The sequence below is a fragment of the Gemmobacter serpentinus genome, from assembly GCF_008973825.1.
Taxonomy (GTDB): domain Bacteria; phylum Pseudomonadota; class Alphaproteobacteria; order Rhodobacterales; family Rhodobacteraceae; genus Gemmobacter; species Gemmobacter serpentinus.
Genome location: NZ_WCHR01000016.1, coordinates 149,857 through 172,608 on the forward strand (window position 1 = coordinate 149,857; position 22,752 = coordinate 172,608).

Annotated in this window: 22 protein-coding genes; 12 read left to right on the plus strand and 10 right to left on the minus strand. The window is 61.6% G+C overall.

Going from position 1 to position 22,752, the window contains the following annotated elements:
- Position 1: 1 nt before the first annotated feature.
- Both mltA and GBJ34_RS08990 read right to left on the minus strand, forming a co-directional pair.
- A complete protein-coding gene (gene mltA, locus GBJ34_RS08985; RefSeq protein ID WP_151718930.1) occupies positions 2-1,024 on the minus strand; it encodes a murein transglycosylase A in 1,023 nt (340 codons plus the stop codon).
- A 7-nt stretch (positions 1,025-1,031) separates the two neighbouring features.
- Complete coding sequence (locus tag GBJ34_RS08990) at positions 1,032-1,685, minus strand: Tim44/TimA family putative adaptor protein (protein WP_151718931.1); 654 nt, start codon at positions 1,683-1,685, stop codon at positions 1,032-1,034.
- 93 nt (positions 1,686-1,778) lie between these two features.
- Between GBJ34_RS08990 and GBJ34_RS08995 the strand changes: the two genes are divergently transcribed.
- Both GBJ34_RS08995 and secB read left to right on the plus strand, forming a co-directional pair.
- Entirely contained in the window at positions 1,779-2,234 is a 456-nt protein-coding gene (locus tag GBJ34_RS08995) for an FxsA family protein (RefSeq protein WP_151718932.1), read from the plus strand.
- 103 nt (positions 2,235-2,337) lie between these two features.
- Entirely contained in the window at positions 2,338-2,835 is a 498-nt protein-coding gene (gene secB / locus GBJ34_RS09000; protein ID WP_151718933.1) for a protein-export chaperone SecB, read from the plus strand.
- Between the two features lie 48 nt (positions 2,836-2,883).
- Here the strand turns inward: secB and dnaQ are convergent, their stop codons facing one another.
- From dnaQ to GBJ34_RS09020, 4 genes are read right to left on the minus strand one after another with little or no spacing between them, the layout of a single operon-like run.
- Complete coding sequence (gene dnaQ / locus GBJ34_RS09005; protein WP_151718934.1) at positions 2,884-3,585, minus strand: DNA polymerase III subunit epsilon; 702 nt, start codon at positions 3,583-3,585, stop codon at positions 2,884-2,886.
- Positions 3,578-4,171 carry a dephospho-CoA kinase gene (gene coaE / locus GBJ34_RS09010; RefSeq protein WP_151718935.1) on the minus strand — a complete coding sequence of 198 codons (594 nt, stop codon included), beginning with the start codon at positions 4,169-4,171 and terminating at the stop codon, positions 3,578-3,580. The genes dnaQ and coaE overlap by 8 nt, the downstream gene beginning before the upstream one ends.
- Positions 4,168-5,007 (minus strand): shikimate dehydrogenase, encoded by an 840-nt coding sequence (locus tag GBJ34_RS09015; RefSeq protein WP_151718936.1) that lies wholly within the window; start codon positions 5,005-5,007, stop codon positions 4,168-4,170. The genes coaE and GBJ34_RS09015 overlap by 4 nt, the downstream gene beginning before the upstream one ends.
- Positions 5,004-5,603, minus strand: a complete 600-nt coding sequence (locus tag GBJ34_RS09020) for a Maf family protein (protein WP_151718937.1) — start codon at positions 5,601-5,603, stop codon at positions 5,004-5,006. The genes GBJ34_RS09015 and GBJ34_RS09020 overlap by 4 nt, the downstream gene beginning before the upstream one ends.
- 414 nt (positions 5,604-6,017) lie before the next feature.
- Here GBJ34_RS09020 and hemJ point away from each other — a divergent pair, with 414 nt between their 5' ends.
- From hemJ to GBJ34_RS09055, 7 genes are all read left to right on the plus strand, one after another.
- Positions 6,018-6,467: a protoporphyrinogen oxidase HemJ gene (gene hemJ, locus GBJ34_RS09025; protein ID WP_151718938.1), complete on the plus strand. Its 450-nt coding sequence runs from the start codon at positions 6,018-6,020 to the stop codon at positions 6,465-6,467.
- Between the two features lie 124 nt (positions 6,468-6,591).
- Complete coding sequence (rho, locus tag GBJ34_RS09030) at positions 6,592-7,863, plus strand: transcription termination factor Rho (RefSeq protein WP_151718939.1); 1,272 nt, start codon at positions 6,592-6,594, stop codon at positions 7,861-7,863.
- A gap of 22 nt (positions 7,864-7,885) precedes the next feature.
- A complete protein-coding gene (gene mnmE / locus GBJ34_RS09035; RefSeq protein ID WP_151718940.1) occupies positions 7,886-9,178 on the plus strand; it encodes a tRNA uridine-5-carboxymethylaminomethyl(34) synthesis GTPase MnmE in 1,293 nt (430 codons plus the stop codon).
- Positions 9,179-9,190: 12 nt separating this feature from the next.
- Positions 9,191-11,056: a tRNA uridine-5-carboxymethylaminomethyl(34) synthesis enzyme MnmG gene (gene mnmG, locus GBJ34_RS09040; protein ID WP_192931158.1), complete on the plus strand. Its 1,866-nt coding sequence runs from the start codon at positions 9,191-9,193 to the stop codon at positions 11,054-11,056.
- Entirely contained in the window at positions 11,056-11,670 is a 615-nt protein-coding gene (rsmG, locus tag GBJ34_RS09045) for a 16S rRNA (guanine(527)-N(7))-methyltransferase RsmG (protein WP_151718942.1), read from the plus strand. Before mnmG ends, rsmG begins: the two co-directional genes overlap by 1 nt.
- Positions 11,663-12,490, plus strand: a complete 828-nt coding sequence (locus GBJ34_RS09050; RefSeq protein WP_151718943.1) for a ParA family protein — start codon at positions 11,663-11,665, stop codon at positions 12,488-12,490. Before rsmG ends, GBJ34_RS09050 begins: the two co-directional genes overlap by 8 nt.
- Positions 12,487-13,437 (plus strand): ParB/RepB/Spo0J family partition protein, encoded by a 951-nt coding sequence (locus GBJ34_RS09055; RefSeq protein ID WP_151718944.1) that lies wholly within the window; start codon positions 12,487-12,489, stop codon positions 13,435-13,437. The genes GBJ34_RS09050 and GBJ34_RS09055 overlap by 4 nt, the downstream gene beginning before the upstream one ends.
- A 4-nt stretch (positions 13,438-13,441) precedes the next feature.
- Here GBJ34_RS09055 and hemW read toward each other — a convergent pair whose 3' ends face one another.
- From hemW to rph, 3 genes are read right to left on the minus strand one after another with little or no spacing between them, the layout of a single operon-like run.
- Entirely contained in the window at positions 13,442-14,614 is a 1,173-nt protein-coding gene (gene hemW / locus GBJ34_RS09060) for a radical SAM family heme chaperone HemW (RefSeq protein ID WP_226341104.1), read from the minus strand.
- Positions 14,611-15,225: an RdgB/HAM1 family non-canonical purine NTP pyrophosphatase gene (gene rdgB / locus GBJ34_RS09065; RefSeq protein ID WP_151718946.1), complete on the minus strand. Its 615-nt coding sequence runs from the start codon at positions 15,223-15,225 to the stop codon at positions 14,611-14,613. The genes hemW and rdgB overlap by 4 nt, the downstream gene beginning before the upstream one ends.
- On the minus strand, positions 15,212-15,934 hold the full coding sequence (gene rph / locus GBJ34_RS09070) for a ribonuclease PH (protein WP_151718947.1): 723 nt from the start codon (positions 15,932-15,934) through the stop codon (positions 15,212-15,214). The genes rdgB and rph overlap by 14 nt, the downstream gene beginning before the upstream one ends.
- Positions 15,935-16,057: 123 nt before the next feature.
- Between rph and hrcA the strand changes: the two genes are divergently transcribed.
- Together hrcA and GBJ34_RS09080 are read left to right on the plus strand one after the other, a co-directional pair.
- Entirely contained in the window at positions 16,058-17,128 is a 1,071-nt protein-coding gene (hrcA, locus tag GBJ34_RS09075) for a heat-inducible transcriptional repressor HrcA (RefSeq protein ID WP_151718948.1), read from the plus strand.
- A 24-nt stretch (positions 17,129-17,152) separates the two neighbouring features.
- Complete coding sequence (locus GBJ34_RS09080; protein ID WP_151718949.1) at positions 17,153-17,686, plus strand: nucleotide exchange factor GrpE; 534 nt, start codon at positions 17,153-17,155, stop codon at positions 17,684-17,686.
- Positions 17,687-17,718: 32 nt separating this feature from the next.
- Here the strand turns inward: GBJ34_RS09080 and mutS are convergent, their stop codons facing one another.
- A complete protein-coding gene (mutS, locus tag GBJ34_RS09085; protein WP_151718950.1) occupies positions 17,719-20,358 on the minus strand; it encodes a DNA mismatch repair protein MutS in 2,640 nt (879 codons plus the stop codon).
- Between the two features lie 126 nt (positions 20,359-20,484).
- On the opposite strand from mutS, the gene GBJ34_RS09090 reads away from it, so the two are divergent.
- Positions 20,485-22,740: an NADP-dependent malic enzyme gene (locus GBJ34_RS09090; protein ID WP_151718951.1), complete on the plus strand. Its 2,256-nt coding sequence runs from the start codon at positions 20,485-20,487 to the stop codon at positions 22,738-22,740.
- Positions 22,741-22,752: the final 12 nt, after the last annotated feature.

A 22,752-nucleotide genomic window follows, 5' to 3' on the forward strand; every position in this document is an offset into this window, starting at 1 on the left:
ATTAACCCTCCGGGTTCATGGCATAGGCCAGATCGATGGGCAAAAGCACCAGCATCCGGCCGCCATCTTTCACTGTGCCCGCCGCATCGCCCGCCGCATCGCCGGTGCCAAAGAAGATATCGGCACGCTGTGCGCCCTTGATCGCGCCGCCGGTATCCTGCGCCACCATCAGGCGGCGCAATGGGTTGCGACCATCCTTCTCGATCCAGATCGGTGCACCCAAGGGGTTGAAGCGCGGATCAACCGCAAGCGAGCGCATACCCGTGATCGACCGCCCCATCGCACCGATCGGCCCCTTATGGGCAGCAAGATCGGGCAGGCGGCGGAAAAAGACATAAGACGGGTTGTGATCCAGCATGGCATGGCCCGGCCCCGGATTGGAACGCACCCAAGAGCGGATGGACTGCGCCGAAACCTGATCCGGTGTATGGGTGCCCTGGCGCACCATTTCCTTGCCAACCGAGCGGTAGGCATGGCCATTCTTGCCGGCATAGCCCACCCGCATCATGCGGCCATCGGGCAGGCGGATGCGGCCAGAGCCCTGAATATGCAGAAAGAACACCTCGACCGGATCGTCAAGCCAGGCAATTTCAAGCCCGCGACCCGAAATCGCACCGCCCTCGATCTGTGCGCGCGAGAAAAAGGCTGTGCCGTCGCGCAATTCCGGCGGACGGGCATAGATCGGGTAACGATAGCGCGAAGTGCGGGTGGTTGACCCATCCAGCACAGGTTCATAATAGCCGGTGAACAGGGCAGGCGGATTGCCGATCAGCACCGGGCGATAGAACATCTCGAAATAGGCGCGCGCACTTTCCGGGCTGGCACCCGCATCCCGCGCCAGCTTGCAAAGCGGTGCCCAAAGCGGGTCTTTCAGCAGGTCGCAGGTTTCCAGAAAGGCGGTCAGCGCGTCGCGCGGATCATCCTCGGCCCAGCCGTCCAGTTCCTCAAAGGTCAGAACCTGGGCCCGGGCTCCCTCGGGCGCGGTCATGAAAAGAGCCAGAAGCGCCGCGAGCAGGATCCGCATGGCGCGATCATTCCCCGGTGGCCACAAGTTGCCAGTTCGGATCGGCGGCACCCATGGTCCGGCCAAAGGTCCAGACATCGCGCTGACGCTTCACCTCGGTGGCAGAACCCTCAATGATCTCGCCCGCCTTGTTGCGCACAACGGTGGTCAATTCACCGCCAAAGCGCACGGTCACTTCGGCGCGGCGGGTCGCCGGATTGAAGGTGGCTTCTTGCAGCACCATCTCGCGCAGGCCGACAAAATTGGCCTCGACCGTCAGACCCTGCGCCTCACGCGCGGCCACGGCCTCGGTGAAACTTTCCAGAACCTCGGGCGCGAGGAAATTGCGCACCTGCGACAGATCGCCCCGCTCGAACGCCATGAGGATCATCTCATAGGCACCACGCGCGCCTTGCAGGAAGGTATTGACGGAAAAGCCTGGCTCGGCCTGCTTCATGGCCGCAAGCGCCTTGGCATTGTCGGAGCCCTCCGAGACATGATCGGTGATGTCGAGATCGGGCCCACCTTCGATCACCTCGAAATTGCGCGGCGTCTCGCGCTCCGGTGTCGCAAGCGGCGGCTTTTCAAACCCTTCCCGCGTGCCAAGAACCGAACGCAGCTTCAGAATGAGAAAGACCGCGATGCCGGCAAGCACAAGAAGTTGGATCAGGGCGTCGTTCATGCGGACCTCTGGATGTGGTAACGTCGGGCTTGAAACCCTATGTAGGGAAGGGGTGTGGACAAGTCCACCTCATGGAATGCGGAGAGAGGCAAGATGCGGCTGTTTGGCCCGATTATCGTCTGGATATTGGCAGAAATTGCCCTGTTCATCACCATTGGCGGCCGGATCGGCCTGCTGGCCTCGCTGGCCATCATCTTAGGGACCGGGATCCTTGGCGCGGCAGTCTTGCGCCGCACGGGCGAGAAGGTCGCGCTGGATCTGCGGGCCGCGATGAATGGCGGGGGCGTGGCCCCCGCAGGTGGTGCAGGGCTGAAGATGCTGGCGGGCCTGCTGCTGATCGCGCCGGGCTTTCTGGGCGATGTGATCGGTCTTGTCCTGCTGATCCCGCATGTGCAGCGCGCCATCAGCCGCAATCTGGAAAGGCGGGTGAAATCGCGTGTCGATTTCGGCGTGCGCAGCCGACCCGATGTGGTGATTGATGGCGAATTTATCGAGCTGGACCCGGATCACACGCCACCGCGTGGCAAATCCGGCTGGACCCGCGAATAGCCAGGCCAAACGGCAGCAGGCCCCAAACAAGACTGCGGCATTGAGACAGGCGGCACAGCCTGCTAGAGAGAAGCCGGTTTGAGCCTCAGGGCGGGAGTATGAAATGTCCGAAGAAAATGGAGCGGCCGCAGCAGCGCCGCAGGTGAAGATGAGCGTGCTGGCGCAGTTCGTGCGCGACATGTCCTTCGAGAATGTGGTGGCCCAGAAGGGCATGGCGGGCGGCGATGTGCAGCCTGACGTGCAGGTCGCGGTCAGCCTGGATGCGCGCAAGCGCGCCGCCGAGAACCAGTATGAGGTTCTGAACAAGTTCCGCGTCACCTCCAAGAACAAGAACACCGAAGAGACGCTGTTCCTGCTGGAGCTGGAATATGGCGGCATCTTCCATGTCGAAGGCGTGCCGGAAGACCAGCTGCACCCCTTCCTGCTGATCGAATGCCCGCGTCTGCTGTTCCCCTTCATCCGTCGCATCATCTCGGATCTGACGCGCGATGGCGGCTTCCCGCCGTTGAACATCGACACCGTGGATTATCTGGCGCTGTATCGCCAGGAACTCGCCCGCCGCGCCCAGGCGCAGCAAGCCGAAGCCCAACCCGTTCAATAATCAAGCTGCGGCGCGGGGGCAGGGCGTGCTGGACACACGCCCTCGCGTCTAGCGCCGCTTGAGCCAGATTGCGCTGTCGCCCATCTTGGCCACAAAGGCCTCATGGGCGGCGGCTTCCTCATTTGAAAGCCGCGACGGCAGCGGTACTGCGCGCGGACGCGGGCGCCAGTCGCTGTCGGTCTGCGCCTGGGTCTTTTGCGGCCCCGGCTGACTGGCAGGGGCCAGAACGAGATCGGGCTGACGCCCGCCGATCAGCTCCAGATAGACCTCTGCCAGAATTTCCGAGTCGAGCAACGCGCCATGCTTTTCGCGCATCGAATTGTCGATGCCAAAGCGGCGGCACAGCGCGTCCAGCGAGGCAGGAGAGCCCGGAAACTTGCTGCGCGCGATCATCAGTGTGTCGATGGCGCGATCATTGGGCAGGGTGGGAAAGCCGTTGACCCGCAATTCCCAGTTCAGGAATTTCATGTCGAAACTGGCATTATGGATGACCAGCTTGGCATCGCCCACGAAATCCAGAAAATTCTGCGCCTCATGCTTGAACAGCGGCTTGTCGCGCAGAAAATCATCGCCCAGGCCATGCACCTCAAAAGCCGCACGCGGCATCGGACGTTCAGGGTTCAGATAAACGTGGAAAACCTTGCCGGTTGGCATGTGGTTGATCAACTCCACCGCGCCGATTTCGACGATACGGTCGCCCTCGGATGGCTCGAACCCGGTGGTTTCGGTATCCATCACGATCTCACGCATCGCTTGCCTCCCTTATATAAGCGATCAGGGCGGTTACCGCCGCCTGAACGGCAGCAAGGCTCAGGGTTTCGATGATGTGATCCGCGCGGGCGCGCTTGTCACGATCCGGCATCTGGCGCGACAGGATCAGCTCATATTGCGCGGCCGTCATGCCAAGGCGCGAAAGCACGCGCTTGCGTTGCAGGGCAGGCGGCGCGGTGACCAGAAGGGTCGCATTCATTTCCGCCTCGCTGCCCTTTTCAAACAGCAACGGGATGTCGAGCACGACAATATCGCTTTGCGCCGCTTCAAGAAATGCTGCGCGGTCGGCAGCTACCAGAGGATGCACCAGCGCCTCGATCCGTGGCAGCAGACCGCCATCCTGGGCAATCGCCGCCTTCAACGTTTCACGTGAAACAGCGCCATCGCGGATGCAGTCGGGCACAAGCTGCGACAGCGGCGCAACTGCCGCACCGCCCGGCGCGTAAAGCCTGTGCACAGCCGCATCGGCATCCCAGACCGGCAGGCCCGCGCGCGCGAAAAACCCAGCCGTTGTCGATTTTCCCATGCCGATGGAGCCGGTCAGGCCAAGCCGGAATGGCCTCATGTCGCAAGAACCACGCGGCGGGTTTCCTCATCTACCTCGGGCTTATGGCCAAACCATCGCTCAAACCCCGGAACTGCCTGATGCAGCAGCATCCCCAACCCATCCACGACGCGGGCACCGCGATGCTCTGCCTCGATCAGAAATTGGGTTTTCAGCGGTGTATAGACGATGTCGGTGGCCAGCGCCCCGCGTTCCAGTGCGTTCAGCGGCACGCCAAATTCGGCCTTGCCGGTCATGCCAAGGGCGGTGGTGTTCACCACGGTCTTAGCCCCTTCCAGCATCTGCCCGGCCTGCGTCCAGTCATAGACCACGACCTTGGTGCCGAAATCCTGGCGCAAGCCTTCGGCCCGCAGACGCGTGCGATTGGCGATGCGAACCTCGGGCGTGCCCACCTCCAACAGCGCGGCAACCACGGCGCGGGCCGCACCACCCGCCCCGAATACCGCAGCCGGGCCATCCCCCGGGCGCCAATCCGGGGCGCTTTGCCGCAGGCTGGCGATGAAGCCCAGACCATCGGTGTTGTCGACATGGATCTTGCCGTCCTTGCGGAAGATGACCGTATTGGCGGCCCCGATCAGGGCGGCGCGATCCGTCACGATATCGGCGATGCGCAGCAGGTTTTCCTTGTGCGGGATCGTCACATTCACCCCCACAAAGCCCATTTTCGGCAACATGCGCAGCGCGGCCTCAAAATCGCCCGGCGCGATCTCCAGCGGCACATAATGGCCCTTCAGCCCGTAACGCTTCAACCAGAACCCGTGCAGGGCAGGCGAGCGGCTATGCGCGACCGGGTAACCAATGACGCCAGCAAGCGGGATGCGCGGATGATAGGTCATGCCTCGATAAAGCCCCTGAGTTCAAGATAGCCGAGCAGCGGCAAGAGCGGCAGCCCCAGAATGGTAAAGTAGTCACCTTCGACCGAGGTGAAAAGGCGGATCCCTTCCTCCTCCAGCTTGTAGCAACCGGCGGAGTGGCGAATGCTGTCCCAGTTGCGCGTGACATAGGCTTGCAACCAGTCCTCACTGAAGTCACGCATGGTCAGATCGGCCCTGCCGATATGACGCCAGATCGGCTTGCCCGCATCGTAAAGCACGATCGCCGACAGAAGCTGGTGTTTTTTGCCCCGCATCAGACGCAGCTGCGCCAGCGCATCCTCGGGCGAGGTGGGCTTGCCGAAGGCACAATTGTCGAATTGCAGCACCTGATCGCAGCCCAAGATCAGCGCCTCCGGGTTACGGTCGGCCAGTTTGCGCGCCTTCATTTCGGCCAAGGCATCGGCAATGTCGCGGGGATGTGCACCCTCGGCCTCCAGGGCCAGGCGGATGGTTTCCTCATCGATACGCGCGGGCATTGCCGTGACCTCAAGCCCGGCATTGCGCAACATCGCAAGCCGTGTCTCGGAGGCAGAGGCAAGCAGAAGGGGACGTGGCATGGGGAAAGCCCTGTGGAAAATCCGGTTCTGTTCCTGCGCCCGGATCCGGGACCGAAACCTGTTCGAACGGGGATGCCGACGCCACACCCATCTTGTCAAGACATCCACGGATCTTGTCCACTTGTGGAGAGGGATTCCCCCGTCGCGGGGAGAACCCGCCTACCCACACGAAGCCAAAAATCGGGTTAGATCGATTGTGGACGGATAGTTCATGAAATAGTATCATGATTACAAATTCTTAGACAGTTGATCTAGAACTGCCGCCCTCTGGAATACAGCACTTATCCCCGGCCCGGCACCTGTGGGCAAAACCGGGGAAGACCCCGGATATCCGGTTATCCACGGGCCTTACATCATCAATCCTTTTTCTTTTCTTTAATATTATTTAGGAGGGTCAGGCCGAAGGGATGCGCCATGATCGACTTTCTCGCTGAATCCTATCTCTGGGTGAAATTCCTGCATGTGATCTCGGTCATCAGCTGGATGGCAGGGCTGTTCTACCTGCCAAGGCTGTTCGTCTATCACAGCGAGGTGGTGAAAAAGGGCAGTGAGACAGATGCGCTGTTCCAGGTGATGGAGCGGCGGCTTTTGCGGGGGATCATGAACCCGGCGATGATCGCAAGCTGGATCTTCGGCCTTTGCATGGTGATGATCCCGGGTCTTGTGGACTGGTCGATGCTCTGGCCCTGGAGCAAGGCGGCCTGCGTGCTGGCGATGACCTGGTTCCATATGTGGCTGGCGGCCCGGCGCAAGGATTTCGCGGCGGGGAACAACACGCTCAGCGGCCGCCGCTACCGGATGATGAACGAATTGCCCACGCTTCTGATGGTGGTGATCGTGGCCTCGGTGATCGTGAAATTCTGATTTCATTGACTTTCGCACCTTGCGCGCTTATGTGGCGTTCAAGCGGGGCCGTCCGGCCTGACGCATTTCCCGATGACCAGAATGCCCGAGCCCCTGTCAGGGGCCTTTGCGGATGAGCAAATCCATGACCATTGAACGCCTGAACCTTTCCGATCTGAAAGCCAAAACCCCGGCCGAACTGCTGGCGATGGCCGAGGAATGGGAGATCGAGAACGCGCCGTCCATGCGCAAGGGCGAGATGATGTTCTCCATTCTCAAGGAACATGCCGAAGAGGGTTGGGAGATCGGCGGCGACGGCGTGCTGGAAGTGTTGCAGGACGGTTTCGGCTTCCTGCGCAGCCCTGAGGCCAACTATCTGCCCGGCCCGGATGATATCTATGTCAGCCCAGACATGATCCGCATCTTCAGCCTGCGCACCGGCGACACGATTTCAGGCGTCATTCAGGGTCCGCGCGACAATGAGCGGTATTTCAGCCTGGTGAAAGCCGAGCGGATCAACTTCGATGATCCCGAAAAGGCCAAGCACAAGGTCCATTTCGACAACCTGACGCCGCTTTACCCGGATGAGCGTCTGAAGATGGAAATCGAGGATCCGACCATCAAGGATCGCTCGGCCCGGATCATCGATCTGGTGGCACCTATCGGTAAAGGCCAGCGCGCCCTGATCGTGGCACCGCCGCGCACGGGTAAGACGGTTCTGCTGCAAAACATCGCGCGTTCGGTCGAGGTCAACCACCCTGAATGCTATCTGATCGTGCTGCTGATCGACGAACGCCCCGAGGAAGTCACCGACATGCAGCGGTCAGTGAAGGGCGAGGTTGTGTCCTCAACCTTCGACGAGCCGGCAACCCGGCACGTCGCGGTCGCCGAAATGGTGATCGAAAAGGCCAAGCGTCTGGTCGAACACAAGCGCGACGTGGTGATCTTGCTCGATTCGATCACCCGTCTGGGCCGCGCTTTCAACACCGTTGTGCCGTCGAGCGGAAAGGTGCTGACTGGCGGTGTGGATGCCAACGCCCTGCAACGCCCGAAACGCTTCTTCGGGGCGGCGCGCAATATCGAAGAGGGCGGCAGCCTGACCATCATCGCTACCGCGCTGATCGATACCGGCAGCCGGATGGACGAGGTGATCTTTGAAGAATTCAAAGGCACCGGCAACAGCGAGATCGTGCTTGACCGCAAAGTCGCGGACAAGCGCGTCTTCCCGGCGATGGACATCCTCAAATCCGGCACAAGGAAAGAGGATCTGCTGGTCGAGAAGACCGATTTGCAGAAAACCTATGTCCTGCGCCGCATCCTGAACCCGATGGGCACCACGGATGCCATCGAATTCCTGATTTCCAAGCTGAAACAGACCAAATCGAATGCGGATTTCTTCGATTCGATGAACACCTGATCCGCAGGCTAGGGGTTATGTGATGGACACGATCTTCGCCTTGGCAACAGCCAGGGGCCGGGCGGGTGTTTCCGTGATCCGGCTTTCTGGCCCACAGGCGCACGGGATTGTGGCCCAATTGACAGGCCGCAGCCTTCCACCGTTACGGCAAGCCGCCTTACGCAAGATCTTGTGGCAAGGTGAGGTTCTGGATGAAGGTCTGGTGCTTTTATTTGCCGCAGGCGAAAGCTTTACTGGCGAAGACGTCGCTGAGCTGCAACTCCATGGCTCCACCGCCGTGACCTCTGCCGTGCTGCGTGTTCTGGGTGAAATCCCCGGTTTACGGTTGGCAGAGGCGGGGGAATTCACCCGTCGGGCGCTGGAGAACAGCCGTCTGGATCTTGCCCAAGTGGAGGGCCTTGCCGACCTGATCGATGCCGAGACCGAGGCGCAGCGCAAACAGGCGTTTCGGGTGCTTGCCGGAGACCTGGGGCGACGGATTGACGGTTGGCGACCAGGGCTGTTGCGGGCAGCGGCGCTGCTGGAAGCAGTGATCGATTTCGTCGAAGAGGATGTGCCCGTCGACGTGACACCGGAAGTGCGGCAGATCCTGATCGGGCTGATCGCCGAGATGAAGCGCGAATTGCAGGAATCGACGCTGACCGAGCGGGTGCGCGACGGGTTCGAAGTTGCGATCCTTGGTGCGCCGAATGTCGGAAAATCCACACTTCTCAATACTTTGGCGGGGCGAGAGGCTGCAATTACCTCTGAAATCGCAGGCACCACGCGCGATGTGATCGAGGTCCGCCTGGATCTGGCGGGGCTACCCGTGACCTTGCTCGATACTGCGGGAATGCGAGAGACCGCAGACCAGATTGAGGCGATTGGCATTGCCCGCGCCCGTGCACGGGGCGAGGCTGCCGATCTACGCATCATCATTCTTGGCGCGCCCGAAGAGGCATTGCCGATGGATTTGCAGCCCGAGGATATTGTCGTCATCGGCAAGGCGGATTTGCAACAGGGTCACGGTTATCGGATGATCTCCGCCTGGACCGGGCAAGGCATTGATGCGCTTGTTGCCGAAATCGGGCAGATTCTGGCCAGACGCATTTCCGGTTCGGGCAGTCTGATCCGGGAACGGCATCGTTTGCTGGTGACCCGCGCTGTGACGGCTTTGGAATCCGCGCTGGATGAGTTACAGCATGGGCCAGATCGAATCGAGCTGGTTGCCGAGGACGTGCGGCGGGCGATCCGGGGCCTTGATCAACTGATCGGCCGTGTCGGCGTCGAGGATATTCTGGGCGAGATCTTCTCGTCATTCTGTATCGGGAAATGAGGAGTGTTTCACGTGAAACATTTCGATGTCATTGTGATCGGTGCTGGTCACGCGGGATGTGAAGCAGCGGCCACGGCGGCGCGGATGGGCGCACAGACGCTGCTGATCACGCTGCGTATGGCGGATATCGGAACGATGTCCTGTAATCCGGCGATTGGTGGCCTGGGGAAGGGCCATCTGGTGCGCGAGATCGACGCGCTGGATGGGGTCATGGGCCGCGTTGCCGATCAGGCCGGGATCCAGTTCCGGCTGCTGAACCGCCGTAAGGGACCGGCGGTGCAGGGGCCGCGCGCCCAGGCGGATCGCAAGCAATACCGCATCGCGATGCGCGCCGCACTGGAGGCTGAGCCGCATCTGACGATTCTGGAATCTGAGGTTTCCGACCTGATCCAGCAAGGGGATCGTGTCACGGGCGTGGTCCTGGCGGACGGGGCCGAGACTGCGGCAAAGGCTGTCATCCTGACGGCCGGAACCTTCCTGAACGGATTGATCCATATCGGCGATGTCAGCCATGCCGCCGGGCGGATGGGCGATCGACCGTCGATCTCGCTCGCACAGCGGCTGGCCGGGTTTGGCTTGCCGCGCGGGCGGTTGAAAACCGGCACACCGCCGCGGCTTGATGGCCGGACCATCAACTGGGATATTCTGGATCGGCAGGATGGTGATGCCGATCCGGTGATGTTTTCCTTCCTGAACAAGCGCCCGGCGCTGCGGCAGATCAGCTGCGGCATCACCCATACCAATGCGGCAACGCATGAGATCATCCGGCAGAATCTGTCAAGATCGGCGATGTATGGCGGGCATATCGAAGGTGTCGGGCCGCGTTATTGTCCCTCGATCGAGGATAAGGTGGTTCGCTTTGCCGATAAGGACAGCCATCAGGTGTTTCTGGAGCCCGAGGGGCTCGATGATCACACGGTCTATCCCAACGGCATTTCCAGTTCGCTGCCGATCGAGGTGCAGGAAGCCTATGTGCGGTCGATCCGGGGCTTGGAGGCAGTGAAGATCCTGCAACCGGCCTATGCCATCGAATATGACTATTTTGATCCGCGTGCGTTGAAGCCGGGTCTGGAAAGCAAGCATTTGCCGGGGCTTTTCCTTGCCGGGCAAATCAACGGCACGACGGGTTACGAAGAGGCCGCCGCCCAAGGCCTGGTCGCGGCGGTGAATGCCGTGCAATTGGTCCGCGACGCCGATCCGGTGACATTCAGCCGGACAGACAGCTATATCGGTGTGATGATCGACGATCTGATCGGCTTTGGTGTCAGTGAACCGTATCGCATGTTCACTTCGCGCGCTGAGTATCGACTGACGCTGCGGGCGGATAATGCGGACCAGCGCCTGACCCCGCTCGGGATGCGCCTTGGTTGCGTGCGGCCGGAGCGCGCAGCGATCTGGGAGGATAAGATGGCGCAGGTTACACGCGGTGCCGATTTGCTGCGTGGCGTCAGCTTGACACCGGGTGAGGCGCGCGAGATCGGTATCGAGGTCAGCCGGGATGGCGGCAGACGCACGGCCCTTGATCTGTTGACCTATCCCGAGGTTCAGCCGGCGCAATTTGCCACGACAGTGCCAGAGTTTGCGGCGCTTCCGGCGGATATCCAGACGCAGGTTCAGATAGATGCTCTTTACGCGCGCTTTTCTGAACGCCAATCCAATGACGTTGAGGCATTGCGGCGCGATGAGGCGATGTTGATTCCTGCGGATTTCAACTATGCGGCGCTTTCGGGCTTGTCCGGGGAACTTTTGCAGAAGCTCAATCGCCTGCGCCCCAGCAGCCTTGCCCATGCCGGGAAGATCGAGGGCATGACACCCGCCGCCCTGGTGCTGTTGTTGGCACATCTGAAGAAAGCGCCGCTTCGCAAGGTGGCCGATTGATGACGATGCAGAATTTGCTTGCCAATGTTTCACGTGAAACACTGGACCAGCTTGAAACCTATGCCGGGCTGATTCGTAAGTGGAACCCGGTGGTCAATCTGGTGGCAAAATCAACGTTGGATGCCCTGTGGGATCGTCACATTTTGGATTCGGCACAGCTTTTACCGCTGATCCAGCCGGATTTGAGGCATTGGGTTGACCTCGGGTCGGGTGGTGGCCTGCCTGGAATTGTGGTTGCCATCCTTGCCCGTGAGATCGCGCCACAGGCGCGTGTGACGCTGGTCGAAGTCGATCAGCGCAAATCAGCCTTTCTGCGCGAAGTTTCGCGACAGCTGAATCTGCCGGTAAAGGTTGCGACGGAAAAAATCGAGACGCTGGCACCGCAGGGTGCCGATGTCATTTCGGCCCGGGCACTTGCGGCGCTGGATGTACTTTGTGGATTTGCACATCGCCATCTTGCACCAGATGGCCAGGCCATCTTTCCAAAGGGTGCGACTTTCGAGCAAGAGCTGTCTGACGCCCGAAAGCGCTGGCACTTCGATCTGAAAGAGGTGACAAGCTTGACCCAGGCCGAAGCCCGAATCCTGATCCTGAGTGAGATACGCCATGTCTGACCCTTCGCGTCCGCGCCTGCCGAAGATCATCGCGATCACCAATCAGAAGGGTGGCGTGGGCAAGACGACGACCACAATCAACCTTGCGGCCGGCTTTGTGGCGCTTGGTGCCAAGGTGCTGATCGTCGATCTGGATCCGCAAGGCAATGCCTCGACCGGCCTGGGCGTCGAAGCCGCACAGCGCAGCGTGACCAGCTATGATATTCTGTTGGAGGATATGCCGGTCAGCAGCGCGGTGCAGACCACGGTGATTCCGAACCTGTTGGTCTGTCCTGCCAATGCCGATCTGGCCTCGGCAGATATTGAGATGGTATCGAACGAAAAGCGCAGTTTCCTGCTGCATGATGCCTTGCGGGATCGCGATATTGACGGGCTGGAGCTTGACTATATCTTGATCGATTGCCCGCCATCGCTCAATCTGTTGACGGTGAACGCACTTTGCGCTGCGCATTCGGTGCTGATTCCACTGCAGGCAGAGTTCTTTGCGCTGGAAGGGTTGTCGCAATTGATGTTGACCATTCGCACGGTTCGGGAAAGCGCCAATCCCAACCTGCGCATCGAAGGTGTGCTGCTGACGATGTATGATGGTCGCAATAACCTGTCGCAACAGGTGGAAAATGACGTGCGGCAAACCTTGGGTGAGTTGGTTTTCACCACGATGATCCCGCGCAATGTTCGTGTCAGCGAGGCACCTTCTTTTGCGTTGCCGGTGTTGTCCTATGACCCGACATCGAAGGGGAGCGAGGCCTACCGCGCGCTTGCCACAGAGATCGCGGCACGCGCCGGGACCAGGTTTCGCAGTGAGGGAGAGAACGCATGACCGATCGCAAGCCAGAGCGCCGGGGGTTGGGGCGCGGTCTGTCCGCGTTGATGGCAGATATCAACCTCTCACCCGCCGTCGCGGAGGTGCCCGAGCAAGCGGCGGCCGCGCCGCGCCGGCGCCCGGACATGCTGCCCATCGAAAAGCTGCATCGCAACCCGAACCAGCCGCGTCGGCAATTCTCGGACGATCATCTGAATGATCTTGCGGCCTCCATCCGGGCCAAGGGCGTCTTGCAGCCCTTGATCGTCCGGCCGATTGCGGATCGCGCAGGGCATTACGAGATCGTCGCGGGTGAGCGCCGCTGGCGCGCCTCGCAGATGGCGCAACTGCATGAACTGCCGGTGTTGATTCGTGATTTTGACGATCACGAGGTGCTGGAAGTCGCAATCATCGAAAATATCCAGCGCGCTGATCTGAATCCGATCGAAGAGGCGCTGGCGTTTCGGCAATTGATGGATCGGTTCGGCCATACCCAGGAACGTCTGGGTGAAGCGCTGTCGAAAAGCCGTTCCTATATCGCGAACCTGCTTCGCCTGCTGAACCTGCCGGAAGATGTGCAGGCGCATGTGGTGGAGGGCAAGCTGTCGGCAGGTCACGCCCGTGCCCTCATCACCGCGAAAAATCCGGGTGAACTGGCACAGAAAGTCATCGATCAGGCGTTGAGTGTGCGGGCGACAGAGGATCTGGTGCGCGATGAGGCTGGCAAGCCCGCGCCGAAGGGTGGTGGAAGGTCCACTGGCGGCGGTCGTAGCACCACAGGACCCGAGGTTGATGCCGATACACGGGCGTTGCAGGGCGACCTGTCAGCCAATCTCGGCATGGGTGTCACCATCCGGCATGAGCCAGGCGGCGAGGCGGGGGTTCTGTCGATCCGCTACAACTCGCTCGATGATCTGGATTTCCTCTGCAACGCGCTATCGCTGGCGCGTCGCGACATGATCTGAGGCACTACAGCGCTTCTGTCAGCTTGCGCAGGATGGCGTTCAACAGGGGGCGACCGGCAGCGGTCGCCCTGAGCATATCATCCACACGCTCCACCATGCCGAGCTCTTCCAGCTCGATGATCGCGGTCTCGGGCAGGCTCATGCCGCTGGATTCGGTAAAGCGCCGCATGGATATGCCTTGGCGCAGCCGCAGCCCCATCAGCAGGAACTCCACGGCAATTTCCTCGCTGCCCAAGCTATGATCGATATCCTGCACTGTGCCGCTATTGGCCTGTGCCAGCCAAACGGCGGGGCTGCGTTCGGCAGCTGTGGCAATACGCTTGCCGCCAATCGTCAACCGCCCATGCGCGCCGGGGCCAATGCCGCCAAAATCGCCGGAATTCCAGTAGATTTGGTTATGTCGCGATTCCATGCCGGGCCGGGCGTGGTTCGACACCTCATAGGCGGGCAGACCGGCGTCCTCGCAGATCTGCTGTGTCAGGTCGAAGAAATCGGCACCTAGATCCTCGGTCGGCAGCCCGTGCAACATGCCGCGCGCATGGCGCTGGCCGAAGACTGTGCCGTCCTCGACAGTTAGCTGATAGAGCGACATATGGTCTGCGCCAAAGCTCAACCCCTCGCGCAGTTCTTGCTCCCAATCGACAAGGCTCTGGTGCTGCCGGGCGTAGATCAGGTCGAAACTGTGCCGGGCAAAGACAGAACCGGCGACCTCAAGCGCGCGCAATCCCTCTGCGGCGCTGTGCATCCGACCCAGACGGCGCAGGTCCTCATCACGCAACGCCTGCAATCCCAGCGACAGACGGTTCACCCCGGCACTGCGAAAGCCGGTCAGCTTGTCGATCTCTACCGAGGTCGGATTGGCCTCGAGCGTGATCTCGATATCATTGGCGATGCGCCAGGTGGATTGCACCGCATCCAGAATGCGCTCCACCGTCTTCGGGGGCATCAGCGACGGGGTGCCGCCGCCGAAATAGACGGTTTGCAAGATGCGGTCCGGCACCAGATCCCCAAGGCGTCGGATCTCAGTCAGATAGGCGTCACACCAGCTATCCTGCTCGATCTGCGCGCTGACATGGCTGTTGAAATCGCAATAGGGGCACTTCGATTGGCAGAAGGGCCAATGGAAATAAAGGCCAAAGCCCGCATTCTGCCAATCTTCCGCACCCGAATGTTTCACGTGAAACATCCCTCAATGAGCTTGCGAAACGCATCCGCACGATGGCTGATCTCGTTCTTCTGCCAGCGGTCCATTTCCCCAAAGGTTTCGGTATGGCCATCAGCTTGAAAGATCGGATCATAGCCGTGGCCCTGATCACCACGGCCGGGCCAGACGATCTGACCCTTGATCACACCTTCGAACACCTCGTCATGCCCGTCCGGCCAGGCCATGACCAGCGTGCAGTGAAAGCTGGCCAGCCGGGGCAGGGGCGCAGACAGCGCCTCCAGCTCTGACCAGACCCGCGCCATCGCCATCGGGAAATCGCGCCCCTGCGGAGTTTCGGCCCAATCGGCGGTATAGACGCCGGGGGCACCACCAAGCGCGGCGACAGACAGGCCGGAATCATCGGCAAGTGTAGGCAGGCCGGTCGCCTGCGCCCCGGAATGGGCTTTGATGCGGGCATTGCCGATGAAGGTCGTTTCCGACTCCACCGGCTCTGGAAGGTTGAACTCCGCCGCCGAACTGACGCGCAGCGCATAGGGTTCCAGCAGCTTGGCGATCTCTTCCAGCTTGCCCTTGTTATGGGTGGCGACCAGAAGCTGGTCGCCCGTGAACTTACGCCCGGCCATCGATCGCCGCCTTTTGCGCTGCCACCAGCGCCTCGATGCCCAGCTCCGACAGGGTCAGCAACTCGTCCATCTCGGCCCGGCTGAAGGTCGCGCCTTCGGCAGACATCTGCACCTCGATCATTCGCTTCGATCCGGTCAGCACGAAATTGCCATCGGTCCCGGCGGTGGAATCTTCGGCATAATCCAGATCCAGCACGGCCTGCCCGGCATAGATGCCGCAGGACACCGCCGCCACATGATCGATGATCGGGTCGCTGGTGATGAGATTGGCCTTCAGCAGCTTGTTCACTGCAAGGCGCAGCGCCACCCAGCCGCCGGTGATCGAGGCGCAGCGGGTGCCGCCATCGGCCTGGATTACATCGCAATCCACCACGATCTGACGTTCGCCCAGGGCCGAACGATCGACGCCCGCGCGCAGCGACCGGCCGATCAGGCGCTGAATCTCTTGGGTGCGGCCGCTCTGCTTGCCCGCTGCCGCCTCACGCCGGGTGCGGCTATTGGTGGCGCGCGGCAACATCCCATATTCCGCCGTCACCCAGCCCAGCCCGGTGTTCTTCAGGAAGGGCGGGGCCTTGTCTTCGATGGTCGCGGTGCAAAGCACATGGGTATCGCCCATGCGGATCAGGCAGGAGCCCTCTGCATGTTTGGTGACACCTGTTTCAATGCTGACATTGCGCAGTTGATCGAGTTTCCGTCCGGACGGCCGCATCTTGCTTTCCTCAAGTTCAATTTCCCGATCAAATACGCATCGCGGTCTTGCGAGTGCAACCGTTATTGACGCAGATGAAGCCACCACCCACATTTGGGGCAGAGCCGTGGCCCGGGCAAGAAGATGATGGATACGCCGCAACTCCTGACTGAGATGAATGCCCGCTCGCGGGAGGTGTTCCGCCGTGTGGTCGAGGGCTATCTGACCTCGGGCGATCCCGTGGGTTCGCGCACGCTGACCCGCGATTTCTCGGAGCGGATCAGCGCGGCGACCATTCGCAATGTGATGCAGGATCTGGAATATCTTGGCCTCCTGGGTAGCCCGCATATCTCGGCAGGGCGGATCCCCACGCAGCTTGGCCTGCGGCTGTTTGTTGATGGGCTGCTGGAAATCGGATCGGTCGCCCATGCCGATCGTGAGCGGATCGATGCCACGGTGGATGCGGCGACGCCGGATGTGAACATGATGCTGGATCGCGTGGGCGCGGTGCTGTCGGGGGTGACCGGCAGTGCCTCCATCGTGCTGGCCCCCAAGCATGAAGAGGCACCGATCAAGCATATCGAGTTTATCCATCTGGCGCAGGATCGGGCATTGGTGGTGCTGGTCTTTGCCGATGGCCATGTGGAGAACCGCCTTTTCACCCCGCCGCCCGGTCTGACGCCCTCAGCGATGCGGGAAGCGGCGAACTTCCTCAATGCCTTGGCCGAGGGGCGCACCTTCTCGGATCTGCGCGGCTCCGTCCGCCGTGATATCGAACAGCGCCGCCGCGAGATTGACAGCCTGGCCGGGGCTCTGGTGGAACGCGGTTTGGCCGTCTGGGAAAATGCGGGCGAGCCGAGCGAGCGGCTGATCGTGCGTGGCCGTGCCAATTTGCTGGATGGTTCCGCCGATCTCGAAGAGCTGACGCGCATCCGCCACCTGTTCGATGATCTCGAACGCACACAGGATATTGCCGATGTCATCGACTTGACGGAGCAGGGCGATGGGGTGCGCATTTTTATCGGCTCCGAGAACAAACTCTTTTCACTTTCGGGTTCCTCTTTGGTGGTCTCTCCCTATATGAACGCTGATCGGAAGATCATTGGTGCCGTGGGCGTGATCGGGCCGACTCGCCTCAATTACGGGCGGATCGTTCCGATCGTGGATTATACGGCGCAGCTGCTCGGTCGGATGGTGTCCGACCGCGGGCGGTGACGAAGCGAAGAGAGGACGAGGAATATGGCGCAGGATCAGGATGGATCGAAGGATCTGAACCTGGAAGAGTTTGAAGAGTTCATCGGTGCCGATGAGCTGGAGGCACTGCGTGCAGAACGGGATGACCTGCGCGACCGCTTCATGCGGGCGCTGGCAGATGCGGAAAATGCCCGCAAGCGCGGCGAGCGGGATCGCCGCGAGGCCGAGCAATATGGCGGCTCCAAGCTGGCCCGCGATATGTTGCCGGTCCATGACAACCTTCGCCGCGCCCTTGCGACGGTGACGGAGGAAAACCGTGCCCAATCCGCTGCCCTGATCGAAGGCGTGGAGCTGACGATGCGCGAACTGATCTCGGTTCTGGGCAAGCATGGTGTGACGCCGATCGTGCCTGAGGTCGGCGATGTTTTCGACCCGCAGCAGCATCAGGCGATGTTCGAGGCCCCGCTGCCCGGCACCAAGGCGGGGCAGATCATTCAGGTTTTGACCGAAGGCTTCCTGCTGCATGACCGCCTGTTGCGCCCGGCGCAGGTTGGGGTCAGCTCCAACACCGCAGGCTGAACGCTCCACCCGGATGAACGCGCAGGCGCTGGCTATTCCGCCAGCGCCTGTTTCAATTCATAGACCAGTTGAAGTGCCGCCATCGGGGTCAATTCGTCCGGCTTCACCGCGCGCAGGGCGGTTTCCACCGGCGATTGCTTCGGCGCGGCTTTCACCGGGGCAGGGGCTGCGGCTCGAAACAGCGGCAGATCGTCGATCAGCGCCTTTTGCCGCGTGCCACCCGCGCGCTCGCCGGCCTCCAGCGCCTCCAGCACCACCTTGGCGCGCTCGATGACCTGATCAGGCAGGCCTGCCAGCCGCGCGACCTGCACGCCATAGCTGCGATCCGCCGCGCCTTTCCGCACTTCATGCAGGAAGATCACCTCGCCTTCCCATTCCTTCACGGCGACGGTGGCGTTCTCCACCCCCGGCAGTTTGCCCGCCAGCGCAGTCATCTCATGGTAATGGGTGGCAAACAGCGCGCGGCAGCGGTTCACGTCATGCAGATGCTCCAGCGTCGCCCAAGCGATGCTCAACCCGTCATAGGTGGCGGTGCCGCGCCCGATCTCGTCCAGGATCACCAGCGCCCGCGCATCGGCTTGATTGAGGATCGCCGCGGTCTCCACCATCTCCACCATGAAGGTGGATCGCCCGCGCGCCAGATCGTCACTGGCACCGACACGGCTGAACAACTGGCTTACCAGCCCGATATGCGCGCGTCGCGCCGGCACATAGGACCCCGCCTGGGCCAGCAGGGCGATCAGCGCATTCTGCCGCAGAAAGGTCGATTTACCCGCCATGTTCGGGCCGGTCAGCAGCCAGATCGCTGGCACGCTTTCTCCGGTCAGCGCGCAATCATTGGCGATGAAGGGCACGCCCTGCCGCTGCAAGGCGCGCTCCACCACCGGATGCCGACCGCCCTCGATGTTGAAGGCGTGCGAGGCATCGACCCGCGGCCGCACCCAATCTTCCGATGTGGCCAGGTCGGCAAAGCCCGCCGCCACATCCAGTTCCGCCAGACCGGCAGCTGCCACGCCGATCCGGCCAGCCTCGGCCAGAACGGCGGCGCGCAAATCTGCGAAGTGGCGTTTCTCGATCTCCAGCGCGTGGTTGCCCGCGTTCAGGATACGGGTCTCCAGCGCACTCAATTCGATCGTGGTGAAGCGCACCTGATTGGCCGTGGTCTGGCGATGGATGAAGATCTCGTTCAGCGGTGGCGCCAGCATCTTTTCCGCGTGCGTTGCCGTGGTTTCGATGAAGTAGCCAAGCACATTATTATGTTTGATCTTCAGGCTCTGCACGCCGCTTTGTGACGCATAGTCGGCCTGCATGGCAGCAATCACGCCGCGGCCTTCATCGCGCAGGCGTCTTGTCTCGTCCAGATCGGCGTCAAATCCTTCGGCAATGAAGCCACCATCACGCGCCAGAAGCGGTGGATCTTCAGCAATAGATTGTTTCAAAAGGGAAATTATTTGATCATTTCCAGTCAGGCCCGATGCGGCCTGCGCCAGAAGGCCCTCGGCTGACCCTGCGATCCGCGACGCAATCAATGCCGCTTGCTGCAACCCATTTCGCACCGCAGCCAAGTCGCGCGGCCCGCCCCGATCCAAGGCAAGGCGCGAGACCGCGCGGTCCATATCCGGCACCCGGCGCAGGGCCTCGCGCAGATCGTCGCGCAGCCGGGCATCCTCCAGCAGCCGGGTCACCGCGTCATGGCGCGCCTCGATCATCGCCAGATCGCGCGAGGGCGAAGACAGCCGCCGTTCCAGCAGGCGCCCGCCGCCCGCGGTCACCGTGCGGTCGATGGTGTCCAAAAGCGATCCTGCCCGCCCGCCCGACAGCGCGGCGGTGATTTCCAGATTGCGCCGGGTTGCGGCATCGATCTGCATCGCGCCGCCAAGCGCCTCACGCTGGGGGTGGCGCAGCAAGGGCAACTTGCCGCGTTGCGTCAGATCCAGATAATCGACCAGCGCGCCCATGGCGGCAAGCTCCGCCCGCTCAAAGGCACCAAAGGCCTCCAGCGTGCCAACCTGCCACAATGCGCAAAGCCGCTTTTCCGATCCGGTGGAATCAAATGACCCACGCGCCAGCACGGTGACGGCAGCCCCCAGATCTTCAATCAGGCCGTGCAGAGACTGTTCATGCGCTTCGCTGACCAGAACCTCACGCGGGGCAAGGCGGGCCAGTTCCGGCGACAGGCGCGCGCGGGGGCAGGGCATCACCCGCAATTCGCCGGTGGAAATATCGGTCCATGCCAGTGCGCCCTCGTCGCGCACCTCGGCAAAGGCGCAAAGGAAATTGTGGCGCCGCGCCTCCAGCAATGTGTCTTCGGTCAGGGTTCCGGGGGTGACCAGCCGCACCACATCGCGCCGCACCACCGATTTCGATCCGCGTTTCTTGGCCTCGGCGGGGTCTTCCATCTGTTCGGCAATCGCCACGCGAAACCCTTTGCGGATCAGCGTGAGCAGATAGCCGTCGCCCGCATGAACCGGCACGCCGCACATCGGGATCGGCTCGCCCAGATGAAAGCCGCGTTTCGTCAGTGCGATATCCAGCGCCTCGGCCGCCGCCACCGCGTCGTCAAAGAACATCTCGTAGAAGTCGCCCATCCGATAGAACAGGATCGCATCGGCATAGCCGGCCTTGATCTCCAGATATTGCGCCATCATCGGCGTCACGGCATCGTCGGTCACGCATCACCCTCCATCGGTTCGCTGACCCTACAAAACCGCTTTGGGCGGGAAAAGCGCCAAACCGCAATTGGCAGACGGGGAAGGGGGCGCTAAGACGGCTGAGAACTCCCACAGGATGGCCCCCTGATGTCCAAGACCAAGATCACCGCCGAGGAGGCGCTTGCTTACCACTTTGAGCCGCGTCCGGGCAAATACGATATCGTCGCCTCGACCCCGATGGCGACGCAGCGCGACCTGAGCCTTGCCTATAGCCCCGGCGTTGCCGTGCCGGTGCAAGCCATCGCCGACAATCCGGCGACAGCCTATGACTATACGGTCAAGGGCAACATGGTTGCGGTGATCTCAAACGGCACCGCGATCCTCGGCATGGGCAATCTTGGGGCGCTGGCCTCCAAGCCGGTCATGGAAGGCAAGGCGGTGCTGTTCAAGCGCTTTGCGGACGTGAATGCCATCGATATCGAGCTGGATACCGAAGACCCGGAAGAGATCATCAAGGCGGTCAGCCTGATGGGCCCGACCTTCGGCGGCATCAACCTTGAGGATATCAAGGCCCCGGAATGTTTCATCATCGAGCAGCGCCTCAAGGAGATGATGGATATTCCGGTCTTCCATGATGACCAGCATGGCACGGCGGTGATCTGCGCCGCAGGCCTGATCAATGCGCTGGAGATCAGCGGCAAGAAGATCGAGGATGTGAAGATCGTCCTCAATGGTGCCGGTGCCGCCGGCATCGCCTGCCTTGAGCTGCTCAAGGCGATGGGTGCCAAGCATGACAATTGCATCATGTGCGACACCAAGGGCGTGATCTATCAGGGCCGCACCGAAGGCATGAACCAGTGGAAATCGGCCCATGCCGCGCGCACCGATGCCCGCACTCTGGAAGAGGCGATGATGGGGGCCGATGTCTTCTTGGGCGTTTCGGCCAAGGGGGCGGTGACGCCGGAGATGGTGGCCTCCATGGCCGACAATCCGGTGATCTTCGCCATGGCAAACCCCGACCCGGAGATCACCCCGGAGGAGGCCCATGCCGTGCGCGCCGATGCCATCGTGGCAACCGGCCGCAGCGATTACCCCAATCAGGTCAACAACGTCCTGGGCTTCCCCTATCTGTTCCGCGGCGCGCTGGATATCCATGCCCGCGCGATCAATGACGAGATGAAGATCGCTTGCGCCAAGGCGCTGGCGCTGCTTGCGCGTGAGGATGTGCCGGATGAAGTGGCGATGGCCTATGGCCGCAAGCTGTCTTTCGGGCGCGATTACATCATCCCGACGCCGTTCGACCCGCGTCTGATCTATGTGATCCCGCCTGCGGTGGCCAAGGCCGGGATGGATACCGGCGTGGCGCGCCGCCCGATCATCGATCTCCATGCCTATGAGCTGAGCCTGAAGTCGCGGATGGATCCGACCGCCTCGATCCTGCAAGGCGTCCATGCCCGTGCGCGGGCCGCACAGGCCCGGATGATCTTTGCCGAAGGCGATGACCCCCGCGTGTTGCGTGCCGCCGTTGCCTATCAGCGCGCCGGTCTCGGCAAGGCGCTGGTGGTCGGTCGCGAAAGCGATGTGCGCGAAAAGCTGGAGGCGGCGGGCCTGCAAGATGCTGTGCGCGAGTTGGAGGTGGTGAATGCCGGCAATTCCCGCCACCTGGAGCAATACAAGGATTTCCTCTATCAGCGTCTGCAACGGCAGGGCTTTGACGATCACGATATCCGTCGTCTGGCGACCCGTGATCGGCACGTTTTTTCGTCACTGATGCTGGCGCATGGCCATGGCGACGGTCTGGTCACCGGGGCCACCCGCAAATCGGCGCATGTGCTGAGCCTGATCAACCATGTGTTTGACGCCAAGGCCGCTGATGGGGCGGTGGGCGTGACGGCCCTGCTGCACAAGGGGCGGATCGTTCTGATTTCGGACACGCTGGTCCATGAATGGCCCGAGGCCGAGGATCTGGCCCAGATCGCGATCCGCTCCGCCAGCGTGGCACGCGGGCTGGGGCTTGAGCCGCGCGTGGCTTTCGTCAGCTTTTCTACCTTCGGCTATCCGGTTTCAGAACGTGCAACCAAGATGCACAGCGCCCCTCGTGTGCTGGACGCGATGAAGGTCGATTTCGAATATGATGGCGAAATGGCGGTGGATGTTGCGCTCAATCCGCGTGCCATGGCGCAATATCCGTTCTGTCGCCTGTCCGGCCCGGCCAATATCCTGATCGTTCCGGCCCGGCATTCGGCCTCGATCTCGATCAAGCTGATGCAGGAAATGGCGGGGGCCACTGTAATCGGCCCGATCCTGACCGGGGTGAAAAAGCCGATTCAGATCTGTTCGACCAGTTCCACGGTGAACGATATCCTGAACATGGCGGCGCTGGCCGCCTGCAAGATCGGCTGAGATCCGGGGAGG

Bases quoted from the DNA above. Each gene is read 5' to 3' on its own strand.
- mltA (WP_151718930.1), bottom strand. From the start codon at position 1,024: ATGCGGATCCTGCTCGCGGCGCTTCTGGCTCTTTTCATGACCGCGCCC.
- GBJ34_RS08990 (WP_151718931.1), bottom strand. From the start codon at position 1,685: ATGAACGACGCCCTGATCCAACTTCTTGTGCTTGCCGGCATCGCGGTC.
- GBJ34_RS08995 (WP_151718932.1), top strand. From the start codon at position 1,779: ATGCGGCTGTTTGGCCCGATTATCGTCTGGATATTGGCAGAAATTGCC.
- secB (WP_151718933.1), top strand. From the start codon at position 2,338: ATGTCCGAAGAAAATGGAGCGGCCGCAGCAGCGCCGCAGGTGAAGATG.
- dnaQ (WP_151718934.1), bottom strand. From the start codon at position 3,585: ATGCGTGAGATCGTGATGGATACCGAAACCACCGGGTTCGAGCCATCC.
- coaE (WP_151718935.1), bottom strand. From the start codon at position 4,171: ATGAGGCCATTCCGGCTTGGCCTGACCGGCTCCATCGGCATGGGAAAA.
- GBJ34_RS09015 (WP_151718936.1), bottom strand. From the start codon at position 5,007: ATGACCTATCATCCGCGCATCCCGCTTGCTGGCGTCATTGGTTACCCG.
- GBJ34_RS09020 (WP_151718937.1), bottom strand. From the start codon at position 5,603: ATGCCACGTCCCCTTCTGCTTGCCTCTGCCTCCGAGACACGGCTTGCG.
- hemJ (WP_151718938.1), top strand. From the start codon at position 6,018: ATGATCGACTTTCTCGCTGAATCCTATCTCTGGGTGAAATTCCTGCAT.
- rho (WP_151718939.1), top strand. From the start codon at position 6,592: ATGACCATTGAACGCCTGAACCTTTCCGATCTGAAAGCCAAAACCCCG.
- mnmE (WP_151718940.1), top strand. From the start codon at position 7,886: ATGGACACGATCTTCGCCTTGGCAACAGCCAGGGGCCGGGCGGGTGTT.
- rsmG (WP_151718942.1), top strand. From the start codon at position 11,056: ATGACGATGCAGAATTTGCTTGCCAATGTTTCACGTGAAACACTGGAC.
- GBJ34_RS09050 (WP_151718943.1), top strand. From the start codon at position 11,663: ATGTCTGACCCTTCGCGTCCGCGCCTGCCGAAGATCATCGCGATCACC.
- GBJ34_RS09055 (WP_151718944.1), top strand. From the start codon at position 12,487: ATGACCGATCGCAAGCCAGAGCGCCGGGGGTTGGGGCGCGGTCTGTCC.
- rdgB (WP_151718946.1), bottom strand. From the start codon at position 15,225: ATGGCCGGGCGTAAGTTCACGGGCGACCAGCTTCTGGTCGCCACCCAT.
- rph (WP_151718947.1), bottom strand. From the start codon at position 15,934: ATGCGGCCGTCCGGACGGAAACTCGATCAACTGCGCAATGTCAGCATT.
- hrcA (WP_151718948.1), top strand. From the start codon at position 16,058: ATGATGGATACGCCGCAACTCCTGACTGAGATGAATGCCCGCTCGCGG.
- GBJ34_RS09080 (WP_151718949.1), top strand. From the start codon at position 17,153: ATGGCGCAGGATCAGGATGGATCGAAGGATCTGAACCTGGAAGAGTTT.
- GBJ34_RS09090 (WP_151718951.1), top strand. From the start codon at position 20,485: ATGTCCAAGACCAAGATCACCGCCGAGGAGGCGCTTGCTTACCACTTT.